Source organism: Acidithrix sp. C25 (assembly GCF_904848545.2).
Genome location: NZ_CAJHCI020000004.1, coordinates 189,754 through 215,344 on the forward strand (window position 1 = coordinate 189,754; position 25,591 = coordinate 215,344).

The following is a 25,591-nucleotide window of genomic DNA, read 5'->3' on the forward strand; positions in this document are numbered from 1 at the left end:
CCATCTCCAAATTTCGCCCGCTGCAAAGAGCAAACGTATGGAAAGTATAAGCAAAATCATATGCAATTGAGATTTCAGATCAATCACACACGCAAATGTCGATATCGAAGCTGAGCAACAGTTAGCGGATTTAAAAGCTATTAGTCGTGATATATATATTCAAATTTATAGATATGAATACGGGCTTTAAGGCACCAATACAATTTCCAGCCAACGGTCTTCAACGGCTCCCGTTGCTGGCCAAGCCAATAGAAAGCCTGGCAATTACAATCCGCAAGACCGAGAGGCTCGATTAATATAACTTTAGCCTCTATTTCCGATCTTGGAATTATCTCATGGTCTCCAGCATTAAATAATGGGACTAGTAGCATTTAGGAGTGGTTGAAAGGCCAGAGTGTGGAACTGTCTAAAAGCCGAGATGGGATATAGCCCGAAAGCGCAATATCTCAAAGACAATCAAATCAATAGACTACTTTAGAGGTCAAGATATTCATGAATACCAAGTCAAACATTCAGAACACTTCAAATCGAAGTAGATGGTTAATGATGCCCTTCATTGCGCTTGGCGTCGCAATGATTATCGTCGATGCGACCATTGTCAATGTCGCGCTACCCACCATGATTCGCGATCTCCATTTGAACTCCAGTGACGCCGAATGGACCAACTCGATCTATTCGTTAGTATTTGGCGCACTTTTGATCTCACTGGGAAGACTCGGGGACAGATTCGGACGAAGAAAACTGTTCATTATTGGAACAATAATCTTCGTCTTGGCGAGCTTGCTAACCGCGGCCGCAAGTAACTCATCGATCCTGCTGCTTGGAAGGTTGATTCAAGGGATAGGAGGGGCAATGATTCTGCCATCCACCCTCTCTTTGGTAAATGCCAACTTCTTTGGCAAGGACCGCGGAATTGCCTTTGCCATTTGGGGTTCGACCATAGGTGGTGTAGCTGCATTGGGACCATTACTTGGGGGTTGGCTAACTCAGTCTTACTCATGGCGCTGGGCATTTTTGATCAACGTTCCCACTGGTATTGTAATCCTCGTTGGCGCCCTTCTTTTGGTTCCCGAATCGAAAGATGAAAATTCAGGGGCAATTGGAGATCTAGTTGGGAACCTACTTGTGATACTTAGCCTAGGCTCCTTAGTCTTTGGTCTTATTGAAGCCCAACGCTACGGATGGTGGAACGAGACCTCTCAATTTCAGCTCTCAAGCTTCACTTGGCCTGCTAACACGATCTCCCCAATCCCAATTGCATTGGCGATCTTTGCCATATCGGCGATCGCATTCATAGCATTAGAAAAATCAAACATCGCAAAGGGTCGACCATCTCTAATTGAATTCTCACTATTTTCAATTCGGAGCTTCAGTGCCGGCAATATTGCAGCAGCTATCGTCTCGTTGGGCGAGTTCGGAATCCTTTTTGCACTTCCGCTATTCCTTCAAGGCGCCAGAAACTATACCGCACTTGGCACCGGAACAATCCTATTGGCCTTGGCGCTAGGGAGCTTCCTTGCAGGCGGAGCAGTAACGCCCCTCTCTAAGAAGCTAGGCGCGAGAAATGTAGTTCGCATTGGCCTTGGGTTAGAGGTGATAGGGATTACCTCACTCGCCGTTGCAGTTTCCCCAACTCGATCAGTACTTTGGATGGTACCTGCATTTCTAATCTACGGCGTGGGTGTTGGCTTTGCAACGTCGCAATTGACTGGAGTAATTCTCGCGGAAGTTCCACTGGATAAAAGTGGCCTGGGATCGGGGATTCAAAGCACCTCCCGACAGATCGGATCAGCTCTCGGAATTGCCATCTTGGGCACCGTCCTTCTTAGCCAACTCGCAAGTACCATGACCAAAAACCTCAACTTGCTTCATTTGACTTCATTAGGTCCTACAGCACAGGCAGGGATCGTGAGGGAACTACGAGCTAGTGCTGGAGCGGCTATACCCACACTTTCCCACCTATACAACGGTACGCTCATCCATACCGCAGCGGTCGAAGCGATGGCAAGTGCCACCAAAACCGCAGCATTTACTGCAGCCTTATTTGTGCTTATTGGTCTCTTTGCGACATTCTTACTTCCGAAAGAGGTCGATGACCTCTCGTAGCCTCAGTCTGCTTTGAGCCCTATTTCAAGCCACTAAGAGTAGAAAGCTCGATTGGAATTTGAACTTTACCGATCGAGCTTTTTCAAACGTTAGTCCCAAAAGACGCTCCAAATAGATAACTTACTCTCAAGATATTGTTAACCCAAGGCAAGTCAACATGACAAGTCAAAAGGGCACAAATGAAGATAGTATCGCTTTATTTCTTCGGATTATCTAACCCAACCTTGATAGAGGGTGTTTTGGAGTTCGGATTGCGCCATAGAAAAGATTTCTCACCTAAAAAGACTGCCTTCAAGAGAAGTCGCAAACACAAGTGCCTATTTAGTTATCCACAATGACAAAATAGGCAGACCCTAAAAAAACAGCTAATCATTTTTCCGTCATTTTAGCCACCGAATTACAAAGAGAAGACAAGAAAGATCTGTCCAAATCCACTACCAACTACCACCACCCTCAAACGCACAACAAAGCCTAAAATTAGATAGCAATCTGCACCAGGTGCCCCACCCGCGCCAAAACCGACCCAAAAACGCGATGAAACTAAAAAGTATCAGTTGATACCAGGAAAGCCGATATCGATTCTCATTCATATTTACTTCAACTACAGCTAGTGATATGAGTAAGAGACAAAGCTCTAAACCAAGTGTCACGGCTTCAATCGGAGCGGCTCATCCGCGATAAAAATCCTAAAATTGTTAAAAATTGAGCAGCCAATTTGGGTATATGTCGTTTATGAATCGACTTTTATCGAACCAATCCGCTAACCTAACTCTTATTGGATAATCGGTACTTGGAAAGCCGACGCCAAAATGGAAAATGCGCTAGGTTTTTTTACCAAGCGGTGGAAGATTAATCCCACATTATCAATGACAATTAGGAGCAGGGATCGACTCAGAGATGCAGATGGTCAATGAAAAACTCGCAAAATTACGTACCGTAGCAGCTGGATACCTCTCGACGTTGGAAGACGGAGAGGGAAAATCCATGCTCGCATACACTTTGAACCTTGGACCGACTTGGAAGCAGATAATCGAATCACTTCCTCTTGGACCGAGCACGCGCGTACTCGATGTCGGTTGCGGCTACGGTCTACTGGCCATCGAGATCGCGATTCGAACTGGCGCTTCAATACTTGCATCAGATGTCAATCCAGAATTTGTAGCCGGTGCGAAAACCATCATTGAGCGCTCAATGGAACAAGGTATCTTGTCTAATGATATCTCTATCGAATTTCAAGTTGATGACATAATGCAACTCGACGTTCCAGAGGGAGAATTTGACGTAGTTGTAGTCCGTGAGGTCTTTAGCTACGTCTCAGATCCAGACAAGGCCGTTGGAAACCTCTTAGGGGCACTCAAGCCCGGTGGAGTGCTCTTAGTCGAAGATATAGATGACCATCTCTATATGACCTACCCAAGCCCATCTGATGCCTTCAGCCGTCTATTTGAGGCCATCCAAAAACTTCAAGGGCAACGAGGCGGGGATCGCGAAGTTGGTAGAAAGTTGTCGGTTTATTTATCGAGAGGTGGATTTGTGATCGACAGCGTAAAGCTGATGACCGAAGCGTTGCACGTTCATTCAGATCCCCAAAAAGGCGAGAAGCGCTTTATAGTCGACCAGATCGCAACACTGAAGGATCAACTCGTGGACTCGGGCCTCCTAGAGAGCGCGAGCTTCGACGAGCTTCTAGCCTCTGTAGCTCAAGAGGCTCCCCAAGAAGAATTCAGGATGAACGGTCGAGTCGTCGTACAAGCTCACCGCCCCTAATCAATAGAACTTTCAGCAATCAACTTTTGCAAAGTAACTACACCTATCATCTGTAGCTCGGTAAAAGTTGATTGCTGGCTATCTACAAAGCAATCCTTTTAATCGTCTCGAACCACTTGCAATGGCACTTTTTTAGAGACAACTACAAACTCCTTACCGCATCGATCGAAGTTCCTGGCTTTTTAATGAAGGAGGCCCTTTATTCGACATGGCTCTAAAGATATGTCGGCACGAACAAATCCGAATGGTCAATGGTCGTTCGGGTAGGCTAAGAGAGTTTCTAGAATAACAGTTTCGTATTCCATCTTTGCTCAATGGCGAATGCAAGATCCCTCGAGATATCTAAGGTAGGCGAACATGCTCAAAAAAATACTCGTAGCAAACCGTGGTGAGATTGCGATTCGTGCCTTTCGTGCCGCCTCTGAACTTCGCATTTCAACAGTTGGCATCTATGCATACGAAGATCGGTATTCCCTCCATCGTCAAAAGTCAGACGAAAGCTACCAAATTGGCGAACCAGGTCACCCTCTTCGATCCTATCTAGATGTCGATTCGATAATCGAAATCGCCCTAAAGTCACAGGCTGATGGAATCTATCCTGGATATGGCTTTCTCTCGGAGAACCCCTTACTCTCAGAGGCCTGTGTGAAGGCAGGGATCAAGTTCATAGGACCATCAACCGGCGCTCTCGAACTGGCTGGAAACAAGATGAACGCAGTGGCTGCAGCTCGTCGAGCCGGCATTCCGACCCTCAAGTCTCTAGGACCCGTCACGGCCTTGGACGACCTATCGGAGATAATCTCAACTTTTCACTTTCCACTTTTCGTAAAAGCCTCAGCCGGCGGAGGTGGCCGCGGTCTTCGAAAGGTGGACTCCCCCGATCAGCTAAGCAACGCGATTACCAGCGCAAGCACCGAAGCGCAACTTGCATTCGGTGACCCGACAATCTTTATTGAAGAGGCTGTCATTGCGCCACGCCACATTGAGGTGCAGATTCTTGCTGATGAATACGGCGAGGTGGTTCATCTCTTCGAAAGGGACTGTTCGATACAACGCCGCCATCAAAAGGTAGTTGAGATCGCACCCGCTCCAAATCTATCGCCCGACATCAGAGAGAAGATCTGCAATGACGCGGTGAAATTCGCAGCCTCAATTGGATATTCGAATGCCGGAACGGTGGAATTCCTGCTCGACTCGAAGAACCGTCATGTCTTCATTGAGATGAATCCTCGAATTCAAGTTGAACACACAGTCACCGAAGAGGTAACCGGGGTTGACATAGTCCAAGCGCAGATCAAAATCGCATCTGGACAAAGCTTAACTGACTTAGAAATTCGACAGGAAGGAATCACAACGAGGGGCAGCGCGCTCCAATGTCGCATAACCACCGAAGATCCATCTGATAACTTTAGACCAGATACCGGTAGAATCTCGGCATATCGTGCTCCAGGTGGCGCTGGCATTCGCCTTGATGAAAGCACCTATTCCGGAGCACAAGTCCTTCCCTACTTTGATTCGATGCTAGTCAAGCTCACCACCCGGGGCCACGACTATCGAGAGGCGATTCAACGTGCCGACCGAGCGTTGCGAGAGTTTCGAATACGCGGCGTGGCGACAAACATCGGCTTTCTCCAGGAGTTGCTAAAGGAGGAAGACTTCCGTCATGGTCAAATTAATACCTCTTACATAGAAAGTCACCCTGAACTCCTTAAGGCTAAGTCAGTCGCCGACCGCGGAACTAAACTCCTTACCTACATCTCTGACATCTCGGTAAATCGCCCCAATGGCTCAGCTCCGACAAACAGCATCCCAAACTCTAAATTACCTAAGATCGACTTGGCCTTGACTCCATCAAAAGGAAGTAAAAACCTTCTCAGCGAAGTTGGGCCGGCTGAGTTCGCGAGGCTGCTAAGAGAGCAAAAAGCGGTTGCCATAACAGATACAACGCTGCGAGATGCGCACCAAAGTCTCCTTGCAACTAGGTTGCGCACCAAGGACATGGTGGCAGTCGCGCCTTACATTCAAAGGCTCCTCCCCGGGTTACTGAGTATCGAGGCTTGGGGCGGGGCAACCTACGACGTTGCTCTTAGATTTTTAAAAGAAGATCCTTGGTCACGTCTAGAACAGTTGCGTGAGGAGATCCCAAACATTGCAATTCAAATGCTTCTTCGCGGCCAAAGCACCGTTGCATACACCCCCCAACCTGAGCCCGTGGCAAAATCATTTGTAAAGGCGGCGGTCAAAAGCGGTGTCGACATCTTTCGAGTCTTCGACGCCCTGAATAACGTCCAAATCATGCGACCTGAGATAGACGCGGTCTTAGAAAATAACGCCGTTGCAGAGGGAACCCTTTGCTATACAAGCGACATGACAAATCCAAAAGAGGCGCTTTACACAGTAGATTATTATCTAAGAATCGCCGAGCAACTTGTCTCTATGGGTTGCCACATTCTATGTATAAAGGATATGGCCGGCCTAGCCAAAGCACCGGCGGCGGCCAAATTGGTAAAAGCGCTTCGATCGAACTTCGATCTACCCGTACACTTTCATACCCACGATACAGCAGGAGGTCAACTCGCAACCTACCTAGCTGCAATCGAAGCCGGAGTAGATGCTGTCGATGGAGCAACGGCATCACTTGGAGGAACTACCTCCCAGCCACCTCTGTCTGCAATAATTGCCGCTTTAGAAAATACCCCCTACGATAGCGGCATTGACCTGAGCTCGGCACTTTCTCTTGAGCCATACTTTGACGCGGTAAGAAAGCTCTATCGTCCATTCGAATCTGGCCTTAGCGCCCCCACAGGACGTGTCTACCATCACGAGATTCCAGGGGGTCAGCTCTCAAACCTTCGCCAGCAAGCAATTGCACTGGGCCTTGGTGATCATTTTGAGCGAATCGAGGATATGTACGCAGCAGTAAACAAGATCCTCGGAAATATTGTAAAAGTTACACCCTCTTCAAAGGTCGTTGGTGATCTAGCACTCGGCTTAGTAGCTGCAGATGCTGACCCGACTGACTTTGAAGAAAACCCTTCGTCATATGATATTCCAGACAGTGTGATAGGTTTTCTCCAAGGTGAGTTAGGCATACCCGCTAGTGGATGGCCAGAGCCCTTTCGTACCAAAGCACTAACTAATCGCACCTCAAAATATCTAGGGCCCAAAGTGCTAGACCAAGAGAGCCTAGATGCCCTTGAAGCTCCAAATCCCAGAGCTACTTTGAGCCGTCTTTTGTTTCCTGGACCCGCAAAGGAGTACGAAGAGTCGCTTGATAAATATGGTTCGCTATCGGTATTGGATACCAAGACCTTCTTTTACGGTCTGGAGATCGGGGAAGAGACATCTGTCAAACTCGACCAAGGAGTAGACCTCTACTTGGCTCTCGACGCCATCGGCGGAGCTGATGAAAGAGGGATTAGAGACGTCTATTGTCGCCTCAACGGACAGCTTCGAGTAATTCCAATTCGCGACAACTCCATCAAGTCCACTGCACCGAAAAACGAAAGGGCTGACTCTTCTAATCCCGGTCATATCTCAGCCCCATTTTCTGGAGTTGTCACCATAGCTGTAGCTCTAAACGACACCCTGAATGCAGGTCAAACAATCGCCACTATCGAAGCAATGAAGATGGAAGCTGCCATTACCACCTCAGTGAGTGGTCGCGTGAAACGAATAGTGGCCTCGGGTCCCACAAAGATTGAGGCAGGCGATCTCCTCATAGAAGTTGAGATATCATGATCTACTTGACCCTGTGAGACCTTGATCAATATCCCAAGAGATCCCGAGACTATGAATCTAGTTGTGTTATCTTTGTCATAGTAAGGGCAATTTAATGCAAAGGTTGAAATGGCTGTTGACGTAAGGTATAAAACGAGTGCAACCGCTTGGGGAGGTCGCCAGGGCAAGGCGAAGTCTCATGATGGCAAATTAGATATATATTTGACTACTCCAGTGGAGTTGGGAGGACCCGGCGGAGATGGGACCAACCCTGAGCAACTCTTCGCACTAGGCTACGCTGGTTGTTTCCACTCTGCTCTCAAGCTTGTAGCACGATCAAAGGGGGTAGACCTCACCGATTCAGCTGTATCTGTTGAAGTAGGCATTGGTCTCGATGATTCAGACGGGGGCTTTGGACTAACAGTCGCAATTGAAGCTGAGATGCCGGGAATCAATGAAGCCTTGGCCCTAGAACTGGTCGAATTAGCACACCAAACCTGCCCCTACTCCAAAGCGACTATGGGAAATATAAAGGTGACGCTCACGGTCACATCCGAGTGACACTGTAGCTCTCCAAAAAATTTAGCGAAAGTCTCTGACAGACATGGCCGATATTGAAATCATTGTCATGTCTGTCACAACTGTCAACGACCTCGATCTAACAGTATCGGCCAGCCGTTATCGTCAATCTCGGCATTGGACTTAGCGCGCGCCCACTTATTGTAGCCTTCCACCCATTTATGATGAAAGCCTGCCAAAACATCTGAACTCGTAGAGGGCTCCAAATCGGCTATGGCCGGATAAATAGTTGCCATCTCGCGCAGTACGCGATAGGTTACCTTACAGTCTTCCAAAGCGTTATGAAGTTCACCCTTTGCGACATTATATCGAGTTCCAAGAGCATCTAGAGTTCGGCGCCCCTTCCTGTATGGATCGTAATGGCGATCTAGGACTAATGTGTCGACAACACCAGGGCTAATGCCCATCTCACCCAAGCCTACGCCCAACTCCCTCTTCAACACATTATCCAGCAGGGATAGGTCATAGCTAATATTCATCCCAACCACAAACCAGCCATTTCGATAAGCACGCATCAGCTGATCTACGATCAGACCAAGAGCATCCCCCAGTGAAAGGCCATGTCGTCTTACCGCCGCGTCTGAGATACCATGAATCTTTGCGGCCTCAATCGGTATTTGGATGCCAGGATCAACAAGCGAATAGCTCTCTAGTACGCAATTATCACCGCTCATTATCAAAAGGGCGTATGAAACAGGGAGATCAACAAAAACGTCGACACCCGTTGTCTCAAGATCAAAGACTAAAAAAGTATTGTCGCAAAGCCAACTCTGCACCTTGTCCGTCTCTAATTGGCCACCTTCGTTACCCAGATAAGATTCAACATTCACGACAGTCCTCAACCACCTTTTGCAACCACTGAGGTCCAAATCCCCAAAGAGAAAAAATCGTGTCCAAAATGAAAGCTATCTCACATTCTGAGGTGAGATAATTTGTGAACTGCCTCTAAACACTACGTCGAAAATGGAAAAAGCACTCACTGATTTACTGGTCAATTTAGGATTTTCGCAAAAAAAAACAAGAGACAGCTTCCAAAACTTATCTATAGTCGCCATCAGATATCTGTAATAGAAAATAGACCATCTGTAATTAGAGAGATACAGTCCTAAGTGTCACTACGCTCCTCGCAGAGTCCGAGCGGGAATTGAAAAAACCCGGAAACGCCTCAACCATCCGGCTATCAACGCTCCGCTCAACATCACCCAAAACTTTCCCAAAAGCTGGCCGCCCAGCGCCAGCGAAAGTGGAATCCCGGCCAACGTTAGAAATACGACCGAATCGACTACGTCGGCTACAATTCCCGAAGCCAATACAGCAAAAGGAAAGTTCTTCGACTGCAAAGGCGTATAGATCAAAAAGTCACAACTCTCAGAGAGCAAAAAGGTAGCACCTGAAGCAAAAGCAAGATGAGCTGACGAGACCAATGCAGATACTAGAGCTCCGACAATAATTGCCAAAATCCCAACTTTGGTACCTGTTACACGTTGTAAAACGTCTCTAGCGACAAAGGCCGCCCCAGCAAGATATACACCCGATGGAGCCATCAAACCAAACCCTACTGGTAGCACATGAGCTCCAGGAATAGCCTTCCCGACATGACCAATCATCCAATTTGAGCCGCCTATCACAAAGACGTAGATCAAAAACGCAATGGCTCCTATAACCAATTGACTCTTAGATCTGTCAATTTCCTCTAACGCCATCGATTGATACTTCCCCTAAATCAATTCCAAAAAATCAAACACGATCATCAGCCCCTTGGGCCACGGGCCGAGAGACGATCAAAACTTGCAAATAGCTCTGCGATCTCATCGCGCAGTTCACTAGCCATTGGAGAGTTGCGTCGAATGGTGAGTGGCTTAATGGCTATTCCGCCTCTGACGTTGAAGTCACCAAAGACTCTTAAATAAAGAGGGTTAATCTTACCCACGATGTCATCTGCAATTGAATTGACGCAGTCTTCGTGAAAGGCGCCGTGGTTCCTATAGCTGACAAGGTAAAGTTTAAGGCTCTTAGATTCAACACAGAGCTTGTCGCCAACGTAGTCAATATATATACTTCCGTAGTCGGGCTGTCCGGTCATAGGACAAAGACTAGTAAATTCCAGACAATCCAAACCTATGACAAAAGGAACTTCAGGACGCGGATTGTCAAAGACCTCTAGGAGGTCAGCCGTCGGCGAACTATATTCATAGTTAGTTGAGCCTGCTCCCAATAAACTCAGCTTCGAAGTATCGCTTACCATATAAATTTCACTCAGATTCCTTAAATACTTTTTCTTGAACTTCACGATAGAAACAGCCAAAGGCTTCGTAATGCCACAATCGCACACGGATCAACGAGGCTCCTAAAATAGCGGATCTACCATTCCTAGACTCTCAAAGGCCCCCATGCGTATCAGACACGAGTCACAGCTTCCGCAGGGTTTATTAAAGTCAACTGGGTCATAACAACTATGGGTTATGGAATAATCCACTCCCAGGGAAAGGCCAAGCTCGATTATTCCAACTTTAGTCAAAGTCAAAAGGGGGGCGTGGATCGTTGTCTTTTGGCCCTTCTCAACCGATGCCTTAGTAGCTAAATTCGCCATAGCTTCAAAGGCGGCCAAGTACTCGGGACGACAATCTGGATACCCACTATAGTCGATCGAATTCGCACCTATAAAGATGTCGCTGGCAGAGATCGTCTCCGCCAAAGCCAATGCAAATGAAAGAAAAATCGTGTTGCGTGCCGGTACGTAGGTGACAGGAATCTCCTTAGATGCCCCAAAGTCAACCGCCTCGCCGCTTTGACGGTGAGGAACATCAATGGATGCAGTGAGTGCCGAACCGCCAAACACTCTCAAATCTATGTCGCAAACTACATGGCTATGAAGACCCAGCTCTCGAGCAACGCGCCGAGCCGCATCAAGTTCAACAAGGTGGCGCTGACCGTAGTTAAAGCTCAAAGCATGAACGTCAAATCCTTGGCTCATGGCAAAGGCAGCCACGGTGCTAGAGTCAAGTCCACCACTTAGAAGCACTACACAATTGGCCATTACGACTCCTTAAATAGTAAAGAGATACTAGAACTAGGGACGATCCTCGACCGTTTTTGGGCCAAGTTCAAGATTTACTCCCAAATAGCCTATTGTCAATCCGCCCAAAGGACTTTGGGGAGGATACAAATCTTAATATTCAAAAACGAACCTCTCTTCATCAATGGATCCGCGTCAAGGCCTATCCAGAGTCCGAAAGATCCAAAAAAAGCGACCTTTATCCAATTGGTACCTTAGAAATCTGCTACTCGAAACCTTTCCATCTCGAAGAACTCAACCTCTCTCAGTCGAGCTTCGTCGACCACAAGATTCTCTTTAAAGCATTACCGGCGCCGATGATCAAAAGGGGAAAGGGGCCATCGCGGCCTCCAGTTGGATTAGGAGACAGACCCTATGAGCAAAAATGAAAAAATGCGATCGCATTTCTTATCGCCATCGCGAAAAAGATATCGGCCCCCTCCAGAAGCTATATTCAAAAATAAGGTGCTCTAAAAGATACCTTCGAGATCCACGAATGATTCCTCTTATTAGTTCACGGAGCCAAATGCAAAAAAGAAGTTAAAATCTATCAAGCGCGGCCAGAGCGATACCCCCCCCTCTTCTTTGGACAATATGCCCAAGGTAAGCAATTGAGCCAAGATCGGTCTGGCCCGTCGAGATGGTCTTGGCGAGATAGTCTTGGCCGCCCAAGAAGGCGTCAAATATCACCAAACCTGAAATTGAATCCCATAAGCGACTGCGAGGTGCAATAATTCTTATTGGAACAATTTTGGTATAAGGAATGTAACATGAAAATTAATGTAACCAAGGATCCAAAGCGAATGGGATTCGATCCCAAGAGGCTGGATCGAATCGGAGAGCACTTCCAATCCTACGTAGAACAAAAAAAACTTGCCGGATGGCTAGTCTCCATCACGCGCCACTCGGAGCCCATTTACCTTGCTAAATCAGGTTTAAGAGACATCGAGGGTGGACAGGCGATAGAAGAGGATACCTTATTTCGTATCTATTCAATGACTAAGCCGATCACCACAGTCGCAGCGATGATCCTATACGAACGAGGGCTCTTGGATATAACTGACCCAGTCTCGAAGTACATTCCATCATTTGCAAACCTCCGCGTCTTCAAGCAAGGCTCCACTCAAGCCCCCTTGACCGTTCCAGCGACTGAACCAATGCGAATTTGGCACCTCATGACCCATACATCAGGCCTCACCTACGGCTTTCACCACGCACACACCACCGATGCGATCTACCGTGCAAACGGTTACGAATGGGGTTGGCCGCCAGATGTCGATTTAGCAGGTGCGTGCGATGCATGGGCATCGATGCCCCTAGTGGCCAATCCAGGAACGGAATGGAACTACTCGGTATCGACAGACGTTCTAGGTCGCGTCGTTGAGGTTGCCTCGGGAATGGGACTTGATGAATTCATGAAGAGGGAGATCTTTGACCCACTCTCGATGGTCGATACATCATTTTATATAGAGCCAGAACGCGCATCGAGACTCGCCGCGCTCTATATGCCAGGAGTAAATGGTGAAATCACGCGCCTCGATGCCTTTGGAAATGCATGTCTATCGCCTCAGAGAGTGCTCTCTGGCGGTGGCGGACTAGTCTCAACGGCAAGCGACTATGCCGCCTTTATGGCGATGATGCTAAATCGTGGCGAGCTTGATAGGATCCGAATTCTCTCTCCTAAAACAGTAGATTACATGGTCACCAATCACCTTCCCGGAAACCAAGATATGGACCAGATCGGACGGCCAATCTTCTCCGAGTCAAATTCGGCTGGGGTTGGTTTTGGGCTGGGCTTCTCTGTTGTCATAAACCCCGCCGACACCAAATCTCTGATCTCCAAAGGAACCTATGCTTGGGGAGGGGCCGCCAGCACTGCCTTTTTCATCGATCCCAAAGAGGGTTTGGCGATCTCATTTATGACACAACTGCTCCCCTCCTCGACGTACCCAATTCGTCCAGAATTGGTTCAGTTGGTTTACAGTGCAATGGTAGATTAGCCATTCAAATTTGGCGGGATAAATCTATCCAAAAAAAAGGATCAAACGACCACTGAGAGATCGATCAGATCGTTTGGATATCGGAAGAAAAAACAACTGATGAGCTACCGGAGAGATTTTCATCTCCGGTAGCTCATCAATCTCTAATTGAGGGAGACGAATGGACTACGAAGAGGCGCTTTTAGCCATCACTGGAGCGGGACAGTTCTTTGAGATCGTAGATGCCAAAATAAATGGTATCGAAATGAAGGTCTTCAAAAATACGCCATCATGCCTCGGAGATCTCTTTGCCAACGCAGCCCAGCATGCTAACGAGATTGCTGTCGTCTACGAGGACGAGAGGGTCTCCTATGAAACCCTAATGAAGCGCGCAGATGCGTTTGCAGACCTATTGGCAAACCACTATGGCGTTCAAAAAGGTGACCGTGTCGCTATTGCCATGCGAAACTTACCTGAGTGGATCGAAGCCTACATCGCTACTTTAAATATTGGAGCAATTGCCACTTTGATAAACGGCTGGTGGCAGAGGGACGAAATCGAATACGCCCTAGGTGATGCAACACCAAAAGTTCTAATCGCAGACACAGAACGCGCCAAGCGATCTCTAGCTCCCGCAAGTGAAAGAGGGGTACCGATCGTCGTAGTTCGATCTACTCCGGCTGACGACCTTGGAGAACTAAGGCGATTTGACCCAGCCACCTGGGAGACAAAGCCGTATAAGAAACCTGTCATGGACCCCGACGACGACGCGACAATCCTCTACACCTCAGGTACGACAGGCTTTCCAAAAGGCGCTTTATCGACTCATAGGGCAATCATGAATGCAGTCTATGCAAATGGGGCTCGAGCTCAAATGAGCACCCTGCGGTACCCACCAAAGCAGCCGTCACAATGGCCAACTAGCTTTATCCTTGCGGTGCCCCTATTTCACGTAACTGGGTGCGTATCAGTACTTCTATCTTCACTAATTACGAACTCCAAATTAGTACTGATGCACCGCTGGGATCCAGATGTCGCCCTTGCAATAATCGAAGAGGAACATATAACCCACTTCATTGGTGTCCCTACAATGTCATGGGATATGCTCGAAAGTCCAAATTTCACCAAAACCGATACATCCTCGCTCTTGAGCATGGGTGGAGGGGGGTCGGCGGTTCCCCCAGAATTGATCAAGCGCATTGCAAATGGAATCAAAAACGGACGACCGGGTTTTGGCTATGGGATGACCGAAACTAATTCCTACGGACCGCAAATCGGAGATGACGAAGCACTTCAATATCCAAAATCAGCGGGGCGGTCTTTGCCTATTGTGGAGATTGCAATCCTCGACCCCATGGGTGAAAAAGTGCCCGTTGGCGAAAGAGGAGAGATCTGCTTCAAGGGCGCTACCGTCATTAAAGAGTATTGGAACAAGCCAGAGGCCAATGCTAAAACATTTGTGGATGGATTTTTGAGATCAGGCGACATCGGCCACTTGGATGAAAACGGACTCGTATACGTAGATGATCGAATCAAAGATATGGTAATTCGTGGCGGCGAAAACGTCTACTGCGCAGAGGTTGAATCTGCCATTTACGAATATCCTGCAGTCTATGAAGCCGCTGTCTTTGGACTACCACATCCCCGATTAGGGGAAGAGGTTGCAGCGTCAATCTACCTCAAGGAAGGCTCCAAAGTCTCGCCCCAAGAGATATCCTCTTTCCTTTCGAAAAAGATTGCAAGTTACAAAATCCCAACGAAACTTTACATTGAAAGTGATCCCCTCCCACGTGGTGCTACGGGAAAGATCCAAAAGCGCGAACTTCGAGATCGACACGTGGACTAATCAACAAAGCACTACGGACAATTCCTGCTTCGTATGCGCCCATGCCCGACCATAAAGAGTTCTGCCATGGGCGCATACGAAGTTGAGATAATTGATGAGAAGCTCCGTTGAATAGTCTTACCATTGAAGATGAGTGCAACGAAGTCACCGAAACCTCAACAATTTATCTCGACTTATCTCAACAATGTATCTCTAGGGTCAAAGGCTGAATCTAGCGAAAGGCGGACCGTAGATCGTATCGAGATCTCGCTCGTAGTTTATTTTGAGACATAGTCACTCGCCAGCATTGAAAAGCACAATCGATCTAGATAAAGACCATTCAGCAAAATGGCCCGCACAGCTCGCGACTCAAGCGAAAAGCCACAACGCTTCGCTACGGCAATAGAGCGCTCATTATTGTCTGCCACGAATATCTCCAACCGATTAATTCCCAGTTGCCCAAAGGCAAAAGAAGTCATCTCGGCGACGACCTTGGTAATTATGCCCCTACGTGTGAAAGGGTCACCCAGAAAATAACCGATCTCTCCGGAGTTATTTAGTGGATCCAAAGAGAGCGAAGCTCCACCCGCCATCAAACCGTTAAACCAAATTCCAAAGTGATACTCCAGACCTGAAGAATAAAGTTCAAGGGCGCGACGCAAAAAATCTGCCTCGTCATCTGGAGACTTTGTCGAATCAACCCAAGGCAAAAATCTCCTCAAAGAATTCCTCGAAGAATTTACGAGCGCAAAGATCTCATCGGCATCCCGAGGACTTAAAATACCAACCTCGATAGAGTCGTCTAGTCTAGAACGCAAAAAGTGCATAACATTAATATGCTATACGACGACGACTAGTGATTACGATCGCTAAAGTTTGACCATTAACCGCTCTAAAAATGGATCCCCAGGCGTGCTAATAGACAGTTAGGGAAAGTCTTTCGATTTACAATTTGTGGATGGTCCTATCTAAAAAGATAAATTACTCCCTATTAGGCCGCTAATATAAAGATTAAATGAGGCCCTATTTCTTATCCTTCCTGCTAACAGCGATCCTGATCGTCCTTCTTCCTGGACCAGACACCATGGTGGTCGTAAAAAACATAATCAGAGGCGGTAAAAAGGGTGGACTTCTAGCTGGCCTCGGCGTCCTAGTAGGGCTTATGATATGGGTAGCAGCGGCCAGTTTTGGTGTTTCGGAGATCCTTGCTGCTTCAAGATATGGATACATGGCACTAAGGGTCTGCGGTGCTATCTATTTAACCTGGATGGGAATATCAACAATTCGAAGTAGGAGAAAGGATATCGAGGGCATTGATGAGAAATACTCTATTGGAGGAGCTAAAGATAGGGCGGGTCACCTAAAAAGATCTTTTAGCGACGGCCTCATGAGCGATCTCCTAAATCCAAAGATTGGAATCTTTTTCATAACCTTTTTACCCAGCTTCGTGCCCTCTGGATATCAGATCGGAACTACTACCGCACTCTTGGGAATCGTCTTTACCATCCTCACCGCGATCTATTTTTCAATATTGATTGCCATCTCGATGAAATTGACAAAATGGATGTCAAAGGGGTCGATTAGGTCACGGCTGTCAATCGGGACTGGACTGGTTCTAATTGGATTCGCGATACGGCTAGCTACCGAATAGAACCTAAAATTGAGGATAGATAGCCATTAAGTCTCTCTATTACCACCACCACGGGACAAAACTCTCTCCATTACCGCGCACGTTCCTCAAAGCGCCTGATCCAATCAAATCACCAAACCAAACACACCGCCTTGGGGACTCGCCTAAAATATAGCTGTATTCGTGGCCGTCACCTTATGACATTGCCACGACCTAGGTGGCTGGAGTCCAAGGCATCGGCATAAACTCTATTCGGTCTGGTTTTAGCAGAACTCCTACCACCATCGTCGAACTAACTTCCAAAAGATTGAAAGACTAAAGCGTGCCCAAACACTCCTATCAAAAGCGTTCCACACTCGCTCAGTTCATCTCTCTGGCTCGGCCAAAACAATGGCTCAAAAATAGCCTTTTGCTTGCCGCTCCAGCTGCGGCGGGGAAGATAACCGAGATCCACTATCTTTCACTCGCCGTTCTTGCCACCATAACATTCTCGCTTGGTGCCTCTGGCCTATATATGATCAACGACGCAAAGGACGTCGAGAGCGACCGTCGTCACCCAACAAAGAAGAACCGACCTATCGCAGCCGGAGCAATAGCCCCAAAGACTGCGATATTTGTTGGTACCGCTATAATTTTCATCTCCTTGGCAATCTCACTTGCCATTAACGGCCCATTCTTTCTGGCGATTTTGACCTACATTGTCATCACGATCAGCTACACCTACTGGCTAAAGAATGAACCGGTCCTAGATATCTCCATTGTTTCATTTGGCTTCTTGCTTCGCGCAATAGCTGGCGGACTTGCAACCAACCTACCTCTTTCAGTCTGGTTTCTCACAGTGGCAGCGTTTGGCTCTCTCTTTATGGTCTCGGGAAAACGCTACGCGGAGGTAAAGACAATGGGTGATGACGCAATCGACCACAAGAAAGTCTTGGGAGAATATAGCTCTGAGTACTTAAACTACGTACGATCCATGGCATCAGCCGTTGCAATTGCGGGCTATGGCCTGTGGACCTTTGAGGGATTCGCCTCACGGCCAGGCCAGATATTTGTACAACTCTCAGGCATTCCATTTGTAATCGCAATTTTGATCTACGCACTTGAAGCCGATCGTGGATTAGCAGGAAGCCCCGAAGAAGTCGTTCTCGGCGATCGACGCCTTCAAATATTTGGTGCGATCTGGGCTCTCCTGGTCGCCATTGGTATCTATTATCCAAGACTCATCCATTGATTACAAAAGATCCAAACTAAAGATCGCTTTGTCCAAGATAAGCGACTCACACCTCGTCGTTATGTCTTCGAGCTCCCAAAACTCCATTTCTAAAAAGACAAAACCACCTATCAGGATGAAATAGAGATACCGTAGGCTAAATTATTCACCAGAAGGATTCGCTCTTTGGTATGCAATGCAAACTAATGATTTGCAATTTGAGCATCTTGGCCAAAGATCGTTTGCTTCTAGCGTCGCCTCGTACAACGAGGTAGATCTACCAGGGAGCAGCCATGAAGACACAAAGACAACTCCTAAACGGTTGGGGAAGAACTCAAAAGGTGACCTCTGAAGTAGTCGACCTCAAGCAGATAACTGATATAGAAAATATCTTTTCCGAAGCAAATGGAGCCGGCGTAATCGCAAGAGGAATGGGACGTGCGTACGGAGATGCCGCTCAAATCGCAGGGGGACGCGTCGTCATTCAAGAGGACCGAATTGACGATTCGCAGCTCTCGGGGAACCACCTCACCGTACATGGTGGCGTCTCTCTCAATTCTATCCTCAATAGTTATGTTCCAAAAGGATACTTTGTACCGGTCACACCGGGAACGAGGTATGTGAGCGTCGGAGGCGCCATAGCTGCAGATATCCATGGAAAAAATCACCACTTGGATGGCACATTCACCAATCACGTCTCTCAATTCGAACTAATAACACCTACTGGAACGCACCAGATAGATAAAGATTTGGACGAAGATATCTTTTGGGCAACCGCCGGAGGAATGGGACTGACAGGGATTATCGTAAAGGCGACTTTCGAGATGATTCCTATTGAGTCGGCATACATAAAGATGGAAACCCGAAGATGTACAAACTTGGATGAGTTGATGGCTGTCATGCTGGGAAGCGACGACAAATTTCGCTATAGCGTCGCTTGGATAGACCTGATGGCCAAAGGTGGCGACATCGGAAGATCGGTCCTTACTCGGGGCGACCATGCTATTTTGGATGAACTACATGGAAAACGTGCCGAACAACCCCTCAAATACGTTGCAAACACAAAATTAGAGGCACCCAAATGGATCCCCACCGGAACGCTAAACACAGTTTCAATAAAAGCCTTTAACGAACTTTGGTATCGCAAGGCACCCAAACTTCGACAAGACCAAATAGCAACACTGGCCTCATTTTTTCACCCACTCGACGGAGTTGGGAGCTGGAATCGCATCTACGGAAACTCTGGCTTCCTGCAATACCAATTTGTCGTTCCAAATGGTCAAGAAGAGACGCTCCGCAAAATAGTTGAGAGACTCTCAGCTGCCGGAGTGGCCTCATTTCTAGCAGTCCTGAAGCGCTTTGGTGCTGAAAATAAGGGGCTACTTTCCTTTCCACGACCTGGATGGACATTGGCCCTGGATATACCAATTGGCCAAGAAAATCTTTCTTCGCTTCTAAATGAACTAGACGATGAGGTACTTGGGGTCGGAGGCAGGATATATCTTGCCAAAGATTCAAGGGCGTCAGGGCCAACAATTCATAAGATGTACCCCGAAATCGACAAATTCGCGATGATAAAATCAAAGCTGGATCCAAATGGCCTTATAAAATCCGACCTTTCACGGCGGCTTGGCCTGATTTAGAAGATCGTCAGCTAATTTGAATGTTCATAGTCGTCATTCAATACATATGAATTAAATTTACTATCCGAGTTTAAAACTTGGAATTTTCGAGAGGTACCTAGTGTTCGACGCAATGCATACCCCAGACAACGTCCTTTTGGTTGGAGGATCTTCGGATATTGGAGTTGAGATAGCCAAATCATTAGCTCGCCGGGGAACTACTCGTTTTGTATTAGCTGGTCGGGACTTAGAGGCAATGCAACGCTCTGCAAATGCTATCTCCTCTGTCGCAACAGGTGAAGGGGTATCGGTTTCGGTAATCTTTTACGACGTCGTAGCAGAAAAGTCATACCAAGCGTTACTCGAAGTTGCAAGTACCGAACTTGAAACGATAGATTATGCAATCTTTGCCACGGGCGCGATGGGCGACCAGGATGAAGATGAAAACTCACCTGCGTCAACACTGGAAATTCTAGAGATCAACTTCTCTAAATTAGCACCAGCAATTTTGAATGTTGCTAACCATATGTCCAAACAAGGCTTCGGACAGATCGTGGTACTCTCCTCTGTAGCTGGCATAAGAGTTCGTCGCTCTAACTTTATTTACGGCTCTGCCAAAGCGGGACTAGATGGATTTGCTATGGCCCTTGGCGAATCCCTCATCGACAAGGGCGTCAAAGTCACAGTCGTTCGACCAGGCTTTGTAAAAACCAAGATGACTTCCCACCTAAAGGCCGCACCCCTATCCACAACGCCCGAAGAGGTTGCCAAAGCCACGCTTGCGGCGACAGATCACCAAAATGCGTCCGTCTATGTCCCGTCCGCCATTGGATTGGTCATCGGCGTCTATCGACATCTTCCTCGAGCGCTCGCTCGAAAAATCCCCTTCTAACCTAGATCATCAAATTGCTGCAATGCCGACGATAGAACCAGGAATGGTTCCTATATTCACGTAGGCGTTCTGAATAATTGGAGCTGGGCCAAAGGCGTAGATCTTGCCGCTCGAACTCAAAATGTAATAGCCACCTTGAGGGGCAGCTGCCATTGAGACAGCACTTCCCCCATAGCCATTACTTGCGATAGAACCCATGTTGGCTGCATCTCCAAAGCAATAGATAGATCCATTTGATGAGACCAACCAATAGCCTTTACCATCTGGAGTCGAGGCCATGCCGACTATTGGAGAGGTTATATTCATTGCTCCAGTCGAGCCATAGAAAGCTGCATCGCCGAAGGTAAAGATACCACCATCAGATGCTACCAACCAATAGCCTTTACCATCTGGAGTCGAGGCCATGCCGACTATTGGCTTATTGAGCTTCATTGCTCCAGTTGAGCCATAGAAAGCTGCGTCGCCAAAGGTAAAGATGCCACCATCAGATGCTACCAACCAATAGCCTTTACCATCTGGAGTCGAGGACATGCCGACTATTGGCTTATTGAGCTTTATTGCTCCAGTTGAGCCATAGAAAGCTGCATCGCCGAAGCTAAAGATGCCACCGTCGGCTGCAACCATCCAGTAGCCTTTACCGTCTGGCGTTGCCGCCATACCAACTACTGGCTTATTGAGCTTAGTTCCAACCATAGATCCAAAGACCGAAGCAGAACCCAATGCCACAACCCCACCTTGAGATGAATCTACATAGTAACCAGGTGTAGCAGGTGGTTGAGGAATTGTGGTTGGGGTTGTCGTTGTGGTTGCGAGGCTACCATTAGTCGAAAGGGCAATCCCCGATCCCGAAAAGGTAAACCAATCACTCCTCAATCCTGTGTCCCATGAAAACTGTTCGCCCGACATTGTTTGACTACCGCTTGATCCAGTAACTGTAATGTTGACGACTCGCCCACCATAATCGCCATATCCGTTGCGCTGGTCAACTGTAATAGCACTCAAGGTCCCAAGGGTGGGAAAATCGCTCTGAAGTTGCGAAATAGTCAAATTGGCATTCCAAGAATGATTCGTGTTACAGGCACTAGATGTACAAATCCCATCGTAGGTATCTACCACTGCTGGAAATGTTCCACCTGCCGTATAGCCACCTGTAGATGAAGAAAATTCCGTACGAGCGATTGCTCCGTTCAACATCAACACTTGACCCGCAGTCGCTGAAACCGCAGTGTCTGTATAGCTGCTCTCGCCTGCCATCCCACGGTAGACCTGGCAATATGTGTTATCACATATATCTGCGTAGCCAAACTCATTAGGGCTCGAAAGCGCATATGAACGCGCCTCAATGGCTTGGGCCATTAGTGCATACATTCCAGTAGGTTGGCTTCCCGCTGGAGTATTCGTATTGACAACATTTCCCAAAGTTCCCCAATAAGCCGGAGACTCTGAACCGACCACACCCCTTAGGTAATCTTCCACATCGACGACGTTGATCGTTCGCTCCGAGCCATTGTAACTAGCCCCATCTATCGTTCCTCGATAGTTATAAGGGACCCCACCAATACAAAGCGCCAAGGCATTTTGAGTGGTCTCGGTTGCATAATTCGTAGTGTTTGGAGACGCGACCGCTTGAGCCTGCGGAGTCGAGCTCGAGAGTGCTGTCCATGAGGTAGTTGGCGAACACGACGTAGCAGTGGTCGAATCGATCTCCCAAGTTCCATTGGCATTTAAATGCATCCGGGCTTGTGCGTTGGCCGCAAAGGCGAACCCCCCAACCGTAAAAGGAGATGAATCTGTTACAACAATGTCATTGCCTGAATTCGCAGTAATTATTACCCGAATGGGAGTGTTCTGGACAACAGATGGAGTGGTATTTGAGTAGTAGTGTGCAAGTATCTGATTGGCATTCAAACCGCCTTGAAGCGCGTATCCAAGTTGGCCCCACTGACCCGCACCCCTGCCGTGACCCCAGCCATGGCCAGAGAATGTAATAATAGAGGAACCACTGGAAGGTGGCGTTGACGCACCAGCGGCAATCGGAGTTAAAAAAAATACCGATCCCGGTGACAATCCGGCAACCGCCGCCGTAGCAATTACAGTCGGCCGTCTCATCATAGCTAGACGTGAGGGCTTTTTGTAATATCTTAAACTTCCTCCTTGGTAATTCATTTGCGCCATGCCTCCTGCATTCTGTCGCTCGGAACATTAAATCCCCTAAAGCATTTGCTTTATACGTCAACTTTCGTCACAAAATCCGCAAAGCTTAACACTTCTAGTGATTATCAAGAAGATAATATGCATAAAAATTCATGCATCTCACAATTCGACAACAAATACAGAGGGCATAGCCACCTAAGGTGGGCTACAAATCGTCGGATAAAACGGCTAGAATTATCCATGTAAAGTCCAAGGTACTTGGACCTATTCGAAGCGAAACAACAACTGGATGGCTGCCATTTTTGAGGACAATGATAGATCGAAATTTGAATTAGCAGCTAAGAGCTACAGCGACGTAGATATCGCACACCTATACGACCAAATCACAAAAGATATTGACTCCCTGATTTCCGAAAAACGAAATCTAGGTCATTATGACCCGTCAATGTTGATTAGACTCAGACCCTCGTTCGAGACGATTTCAGGTCAAAAACTACCTGATAATAACGACGAAACCGATGCGTTGTTGATAATCCGCAGCTACGCCAATGTAAATGCCGACCCTCAAACTGCATCTGGAAGCTGGCTCGCCACAAAGGCTAAGCGTCTTATTCGAAAATCCATGGCATGGTACATTCTCTACCTAGTGGATCAATTCAAAAACTTCACAAAAATGATAACGGAGCTACTCGTTAGCCTCATCGCACGGTTGAACAACCTCTCGAGCCTATTCAACTCGGAAACGATCCCCAACGAGAAATTAGTCAGATACTCCGGTGCTATCAAAGCTCACGAGCTTCCAATCGATCTAGACACACAATTGGAAATCGAAATCTCAAGGGCCCATGGTCGGATCTTACTTGCATCGCCTACGACCTGTCTCTTGCCATTTGCAGAGAGAACCAATGGCGCTCTAGATCTATACCTGTTGATAGACGACGCAGAAAAAGATATTGAAGGATTGGAAACCTCCATCTATATTCGCAATCAGCCCTTAGCTACTCATTTAGCTTCTATCGCCGACGGCTCGTTGTCATTACTGATCATAGATAGCCTATTATGGCGTAGCCATCCTAAAAAAATCGTCGGGCTCATTGAATTAATTAGCCGGAAAATATCAAACGACGGAAACGTCATTCTACTAGCCATAGATTTATCCGAAAAAAACGAATTCGACATTCAGGTTGAACAACGTTATTCATATCACCCAGATACAATCGTAAAATTGATGAACTATTATGGTCTAACTCAAATCGATGAGCCAGCAAAGAATTCGCAAAATTGGACATTATCCCGCTTCCAAAAGCGGGATCCACTTCCCCAAAGCTCCACAATCTGACTGCCCCGCAACTAAAAATGGTCATCGGCGAGCACAAGATCCTCAACAAAGCCATAACAACAGATGTCGCACGAGTTTCCAGATTTCCTCATCAAATTGAGCCCTAGCAATTTAAGGCCTCAAAATTGCTCAAGCCCCAAGCAATCAAAACGAAGTCGACCTAATGCTCGCTGCTATTCATCCTGGCCAAAAAGGCCAGATGGCATTTAGAAGCTAAGGTGAAATATTCACAGACGTAAGCCGAATTCTCTTCGCTGATAAAGTATCAATTACGGGTTATCTACCTAGGTTCCAGGTTGGCCACTCTAGTAATAGGATGGCTTAGTAATCAATTCGACCTCTCCCCTAAGGTGACTAATTTGCGCATTGGATTCGTAATACCGCGATACGGAAGCGAAATAATTGGTGGTGCGGAAAACGCCACGCGTCTATTAGCAGAAGCATTAGTAAGACACCAAGGTTATAAGGTAGATATACTGACAACAACCGCAATAGAAATCGAAGCCTGGAATAACCACTTCCCTTCTGGCGATTGCGAATTGAATGGGGTAAGAGTCCACCGCTATAAGGTAGAAGGGCGAAGACTACCAAACTTCTACCAAGCAACTAAACGAGCGCTGAACGCGCCCAAAAGCATGTCGCTTGCAGAATCTCTTGAGGTCATCCGTCTCCAAGGCCCTGTATCCCCGAAACTAAATGATGCCATTTCGACTTACAACGGAGACCTAATCGCCTTCTATACATATTTATATCACCCGATAGTCACCGGTGTCACCCTAACCAACCTTCCCAAAATCTTCCACCCTACCGCACATAACGAACCAATGTTAGATCTTCCTATCTTCAAAGAAGTATTCAATAGTATTGACGCGCTGGTATATCACACACCTTCCGAACGTCAAATAGTTGAAGATAGATTCGCTGTGGCACAAAAACCGGCAATGATACTTGGGATGGGGTACGAAAATACAAGTCAGAATAGAGACGACAGGTCATTGCTTCCCTCAAGTATCATCAATTCCAAGTACCTTCTTTGCTTAGGAAGGGTTGACACGCAAAAAGGAGCCACCTTGCTGGCCGACCTATTCAAAGAGTACAAGACTCGAAATCCATCCGATCTAAAGCTTGTCTTCGCCGGACCTATTTCAATTCTCCCAAATCCACATCCAGACATTGAAGTCCTAGGTTCCGTGGACGAGCCCACCAAACATACTCTTTTAGCCAACATGGAACTCCTGATATCACCGTCGCCATTTGAATCATTCTCAATCGTATTGATTGAAGCTTGGGCGCACCAAAAAGCAGTTATGGTAAATCGAAGCTGTGGACCCACAACAAACCAAGCAAGAGCGAGCGGCGGAGGTCTCTCATTCGACTCATATGAGAACTTCGAGGCAACTCTTTCGCTGCTCCTAACGAATACTCCACTGCGGAACCAACTAGCTAATAATGGCACTCAATATGTGGCTAAAAAATACCAATGGCCAAACCTGACCGCGCGATATAACGAATTCCTCACATCGGTAAGGAAAGGCAAGTCAGCACTCGATTCGTCACTACCTAATAACTAAGTTCAGCCGAACCCAGAGCAAAAAGAAGGGTTAACAGGTTTCCGACAATCCAAAAAATAGAAATCTGGTTAACTGTCGACCAGAAAATCCAAGGTTCTACTTTACCCCTAAGTGTAGGGGGAGACAGCGCCGCCTTACACAG

18 protein-coding genes are annotated in these 25,591 nt (G+C 47.2%); 12 read left to right on the plus strand and 6 right to left on the minus strand.

What is annotated here, in order from left to right; translation table 11 throughout:
- Window positions 1-492: 492 nt before the first annotated feature.
- The 4 genes from ACIDITHRIX25_RS000000103655 (at window position 493) to ACIDITHRIX25_RS000000103670 (ending at window position 8,154) form a co-directional block, all read left to right on the plus strand.
- On the plus strand, window positions 493-2,106 hold the full coding sequence (locus tag ACIDITHRIX25_RS000000103655) for an MFS transporter (protein WP_201733716.1): 1,614 nt from the start codon (window positions 493-495) through the stop codon (window positions 2,104-2,106).
- Window positions 2,107-3,003: 897 nt separating this feature from the next.
- Entirely contained in the window at window positions 3,004-3,873 is an 870-nt protein-coding gene (locus tag ACIDITHRIX25_RS000000103660) for a class I SAM-dependent methyltransferase (protein ID WP_201733717.1), read from the plus strand.
- 357 nt (window positions 3,874-4,230) lie between these two features.
- The gene (locus ACIDITHRIX25_RS000000103665; protein WP_201733718.1) at window positions 4,231-7,614 is read left to right on the plus strand and encodes a pyruvate carboxylase; all 3,384 of its coding nucleotides are present in this window, start codon (window positions 4,231-4,233) and stop codon (window positions 7,612-7,614) included.
- 108 nt (window positions 7,615-7,722) lie between these two features.
- A complete protein-coding gene (locus tag ACIDITHRIX25_RS000000103670; protein ID WP_052605286.1) occupies window positions 7,723-8,154 on the plus strand; it encodes an organic hydroperoxide resistance protein in 432 nt (143 codons plus the stop codon).
- An 83-nt stretch (window positions 8,155-8,237) separates the two neighbouring features.
- Here the strand turns inward: ACIDITHRIX25_RS000000103670 and ACIDITHRIX25_RS000000103675 are convergent, their stop codons facing one another.
- The 4 genes from ACIDITHRIX25_RS000000103675 to queC all read right to left on the minus strand — a co-directional run bounded on the left by ACIDITHRIX25_RS000000103675 (window position 8,238) and on the right by queC (window position 11,209).
- Window positions 8,238-9,002 (minus strand): exonuclease domain-containing protein, encoded by a 765-nt coding sequence (locus ACIDITHRIX25_RS000000103675; protein WP_201733719.1) that lies wholly within the window; start codon window positions 9,000-9,002, stop codon window positions 8,238-8,240.
- 285 nt (window positions 9,003-9,287) lie between these two features.
- Complete coding sequence (locus tag ACIDITHRIX25_RS000000103680) at window positions 9,288-9,875, minus strand: VUT family protein (protein WP_201733720.1); 588 nt, start codon at window positions 9,873-9,875, stop codon at window positions 9,288-9,290.
- 47 nt (window positions 9,876-9,922) lie between these two features.
- Window positions 9,923-10,387, minus strand: coding sequence for a preQ(1) synthase (queF, locus tag ACIDITHRIX25_RS000000103685; protein WP_201733721.1), 465 nt, complete (start codon window positions 10,385-10,387; stop codon window positions 9,923-9,925).
- 132 nt (window positions 10,388-10,519) lie between these two features.
- Window positions 10,520-11,209 carry a 7-cyano-7-deazaguanine synthase QueC gene (gene queC, locus ACIDITHRIX25_RS000000103690; RefSeq protein ID WP_201733722.1) on the minus strand — a complete coding sequence of 230 codons (690 nt, stop codon included), beginning with the start codon at window positions 11,207-11,209 and terminating at the stop codon, window positions 10,520-10,522.
- A 788-nt stretch (window positions 11,210-11,997) separates the two neighbouring features.
- On the opposite strand from queC, the gene ACIDITHRIX25_RS000000103695 reads away from it, so the two are divergent.
- Both ACIDITHRIX25_RS000000103695 and ACIDITHRIX25_RS000000103700 read left to right on the plus strand, forming a co-directional pair.
- On the plus strand, window positions 11,998-13,227 hold the full coding sequence (locus ACIDITHRIX25_RS000000103695) for a serine hydrolase domain-containing protein (RefSeq protein ID WP_201733723.1): 1,230 nt from the start codon (window positions 11,998-12,000) through the stop codon (window positions 13,225-13,227).
- Window positions 13,228-13,387: 160 nt separating this feature from the next.
- Window positions 13,388-15,052 (plus strand): class I adenylate-forming enzyme family protein, encoded by a 1,665-nt coding sequence (locus ACIDITHRIX25_RS000000103700; protein WP_201733724.1) that lies wholly within the window; start codon window positions 13,388-13,390, stop codon window positions 15,050-15,052.
- A gap of 257 nt (window positions 15,053-15,309) precedes the next feature.
- Here the strand turns inward: ACIDITHRIX25_RS000000103700 and ACIDITHRIX25_RS000000103705 are convergent, their stop codons facing one another.
- Window positions 15,310-15,849, minus strand: coding sequence for a GNAT family N-acetyltransferase (locus tag ACIDITHRIX25_RS000000103705; RefSeq protein ID WP_160291771.1), 540 nt, complete (start codon window positions 15,847-15,849; stop codon window positions 15,310-15,312).
- A gap of 197 nt (window positions 15,850-16,046) precedes the next feature.
- On the opposite strand from ACIDITHRIX25_RS000000103705, the gene ACIDITHRIX25_RS000000103710 reads away from it, so the two are divergent.
- The 4 genes from ACIDITHRIX25_RS000000103710 (at window position 16,047) to dprE2 (ending at window position 20,385) form a co-directional block, all read left to right on the plus strand.
- Window positions 16,047-16,682 carry a LysE family translocator gene (locus ACIDITHRIX25_RS000000103710; RefSeq protein WP_052605295.1) on the plus strand — a complete coding sequence of 212 codons (636 nt, stop codon included), beginning with the start codon at window positions 16,047-16,049 and terminating at the stop codon, window positions 16,680-16,682.
- Window positions 16,683-16,983: 301 nt separating this feature from the next.
- Window positions 16,984-17,892, plus strand: coding sequence for a decaprenyl-phosphate phosphoribosyltransferase (locus ACIDITHRIX25_RS000000103715; RefSeq protein WP_201733725.1), 909 nt, complete (start codon window positions 16,984-16,986; stop codon window positions 17,890-17,892).
- Between the two features lie 272 nt (window positions 17,893-18,164).
- A complete protein-coding gene (dprE1, locus tag ACIDITHRIX25_RS000000103720; protein WP_201733726.1) occupies window positions 18,165-19,514 on the plus strand; it encodes an FAD-binding oxidoreductase in 1,350 nt (449 codons plus the stop codon).
- 100 nt (window positions 19,515-19,614) lie between these two features.
- Complete coding sequence (gene dprE2 / locus ACIDITHRIX25_RS000000103725; protein ID WP_201733727.1) at window positions 19,615-20,385, plus strand: decaprenylphospho-beta-D-erythro-pentofuranosid-2-ulose 2-reductase; 771 nt, start codon at window positions 19,615-19,617, stop codon at window positions 20,383-20,385.
- Window positions 20,386-20,394: 9 nt separating this feature from the next.
- Here dprE2 and ACIDITHRIX25_RS000000103730 read toward each other — a convergent pair whose 3' ends face one another.
- Window positions 20,395-22,551 carry a SpoIID/LytB domain-containing protein gene (locus tag ACIDITHRIX25_RS000000103730; RefSeq protein ID WP_201733728.1) on the minus strand — a complete coding sequence of 719 codons (2,157 nt, stop codon included), beginning with the start codon at window positions 22,549-22,551 and terminating at the stop codon, window positions 20,395-20,397.
- Between the two features lie 277 nt (window positions 22,552-22,828).
- On the opposite strand from ACIDITHRIX25_RS000000103730, the gene ACIDITHRIX25_RS000000103735 reads away from it, so the two are divergent.
- Together ACIDITHRIX25_RS000000103735 and ACIDITHRIX25_RS000000103740 are read left to right on the plus strand one after the other, a co-directional pair.
- Complete coding sequence (locus ACIDITHRIX25_RS000000103735; protein WP_052605300.1) at window positions 22,829-23,878, plus strand: hypothetical protein; 1,050 nt, start codon at window positions 22,829-22,831, stop codon at window positions 23,876-23,878.
- 359 nt (window positions 23,879-24,237) lie between these two features.
- Window positions 24,238-25,449 carry a glycosyltransferase family 4 protein gene (locus ACIDITHRIX25_RS000000103740; RefSeq protein WP_201733729.1) on the plus strand — a complete coding sequence of 404 codons (1,212 nt, stop codon included), beginning with the start codon at window positions 24,238-24,240 and terminating at the stop codon, window positions 25,447-25,449.
- The last annotated feature ends 142 nt before the right edge of the window (window positions 25,450-25,591 follow it).

Bases quoted from the DNA above. Each gene is read 5' to 3' on its own strand.
- ACIDITHRIX25_RS000000103700 (WP_201733724.1), top strand. From the start codon at position 13,388: ATGGACTACGAAGAGGCGCTTTTAGCCATCACTGGAGCGGGACAGTTC.
- ACIDITHRIX25_RS000000103680 (WP_201733720.1), bottom strand. From the start codon at position 9,875: ATGGCGTTAGAGGAAATTGACAGATCTAAGAGTCAATTGGTTATAGGA.
- dprE1 (WP_201733726.1), top strand. From the start codon at position 18,165: ATGAAGACACAAAGACAACTCCTAAACGGTTGGGGAAGAACTCAAAAG.
- ACIDITHRIX25_RS000000103730 (WP_201733728.1), bottom strand. From the start codon at position 22,551: ATGAATTACCAAGGAGGAAGTTTAAGATATTACAAAAAGCCCTCACGT.
- ACIDITHRIX25_RS000000103695 (WP_201733723.1), top strand. From the start codon at position 11,998: ATGAAAATTAATGTAACCAAGGATCCAAAGCGAATGGGATTCGATCCC.
- ACIDITHRIX25_RS000000103710 (WP_052605295.1), top strand. From the start codon at position 16,047: ATGAGGCCCTATTTCTTATCCTTCCTGCTAACAGCGATCCTGATCGTC.
- ACIDITHRIX25_RS000000103735 (WP_052605300.1), top strand. From the start codon at position 22,829: ATGGCTGCCATTTTTGAGGACAATGATAGATCGAAATTTGAATTAGCA.
- ACIDITHRIX25_RS000000103655 (WP_201733716.1), top strand. From the start codon at position 493: ATGAATACCAAGTCAAACATTCAGAACACTTCAAATCGAAGTAGATGG.
- queC (WP_201733722.1), bottom strand. From the start codon at position 11,209: ATGGCCAATTGTGTAGTGCTTCTAAGTGGTGGACTTGACTCTAGCACC.
- ACIDITHRIX25_RS000000103670 (WP_052605286.1), top strand. From the start codon at position 7,723: ATGGCTGTTGACGTAAGGTATAAAACGAGTGCAACCGCTTGGGGAGGT.
- ACIDITHRIX25_RS000000103660 (WP_201733717.1), top strand. From the start codon at position 3,004: ATGCAGATGGTCAATGAAAAACTCGCAAAATTACGTACCGTAGCAGCT.
- ACIDITHRIX25_RS000000103665 (WP_201733718.1), top strand. From the start codon at position 4,231: ATGCTCAAAAAAATACTCGTAGCAAACCGTGGTGAGATTGCGATTCGT.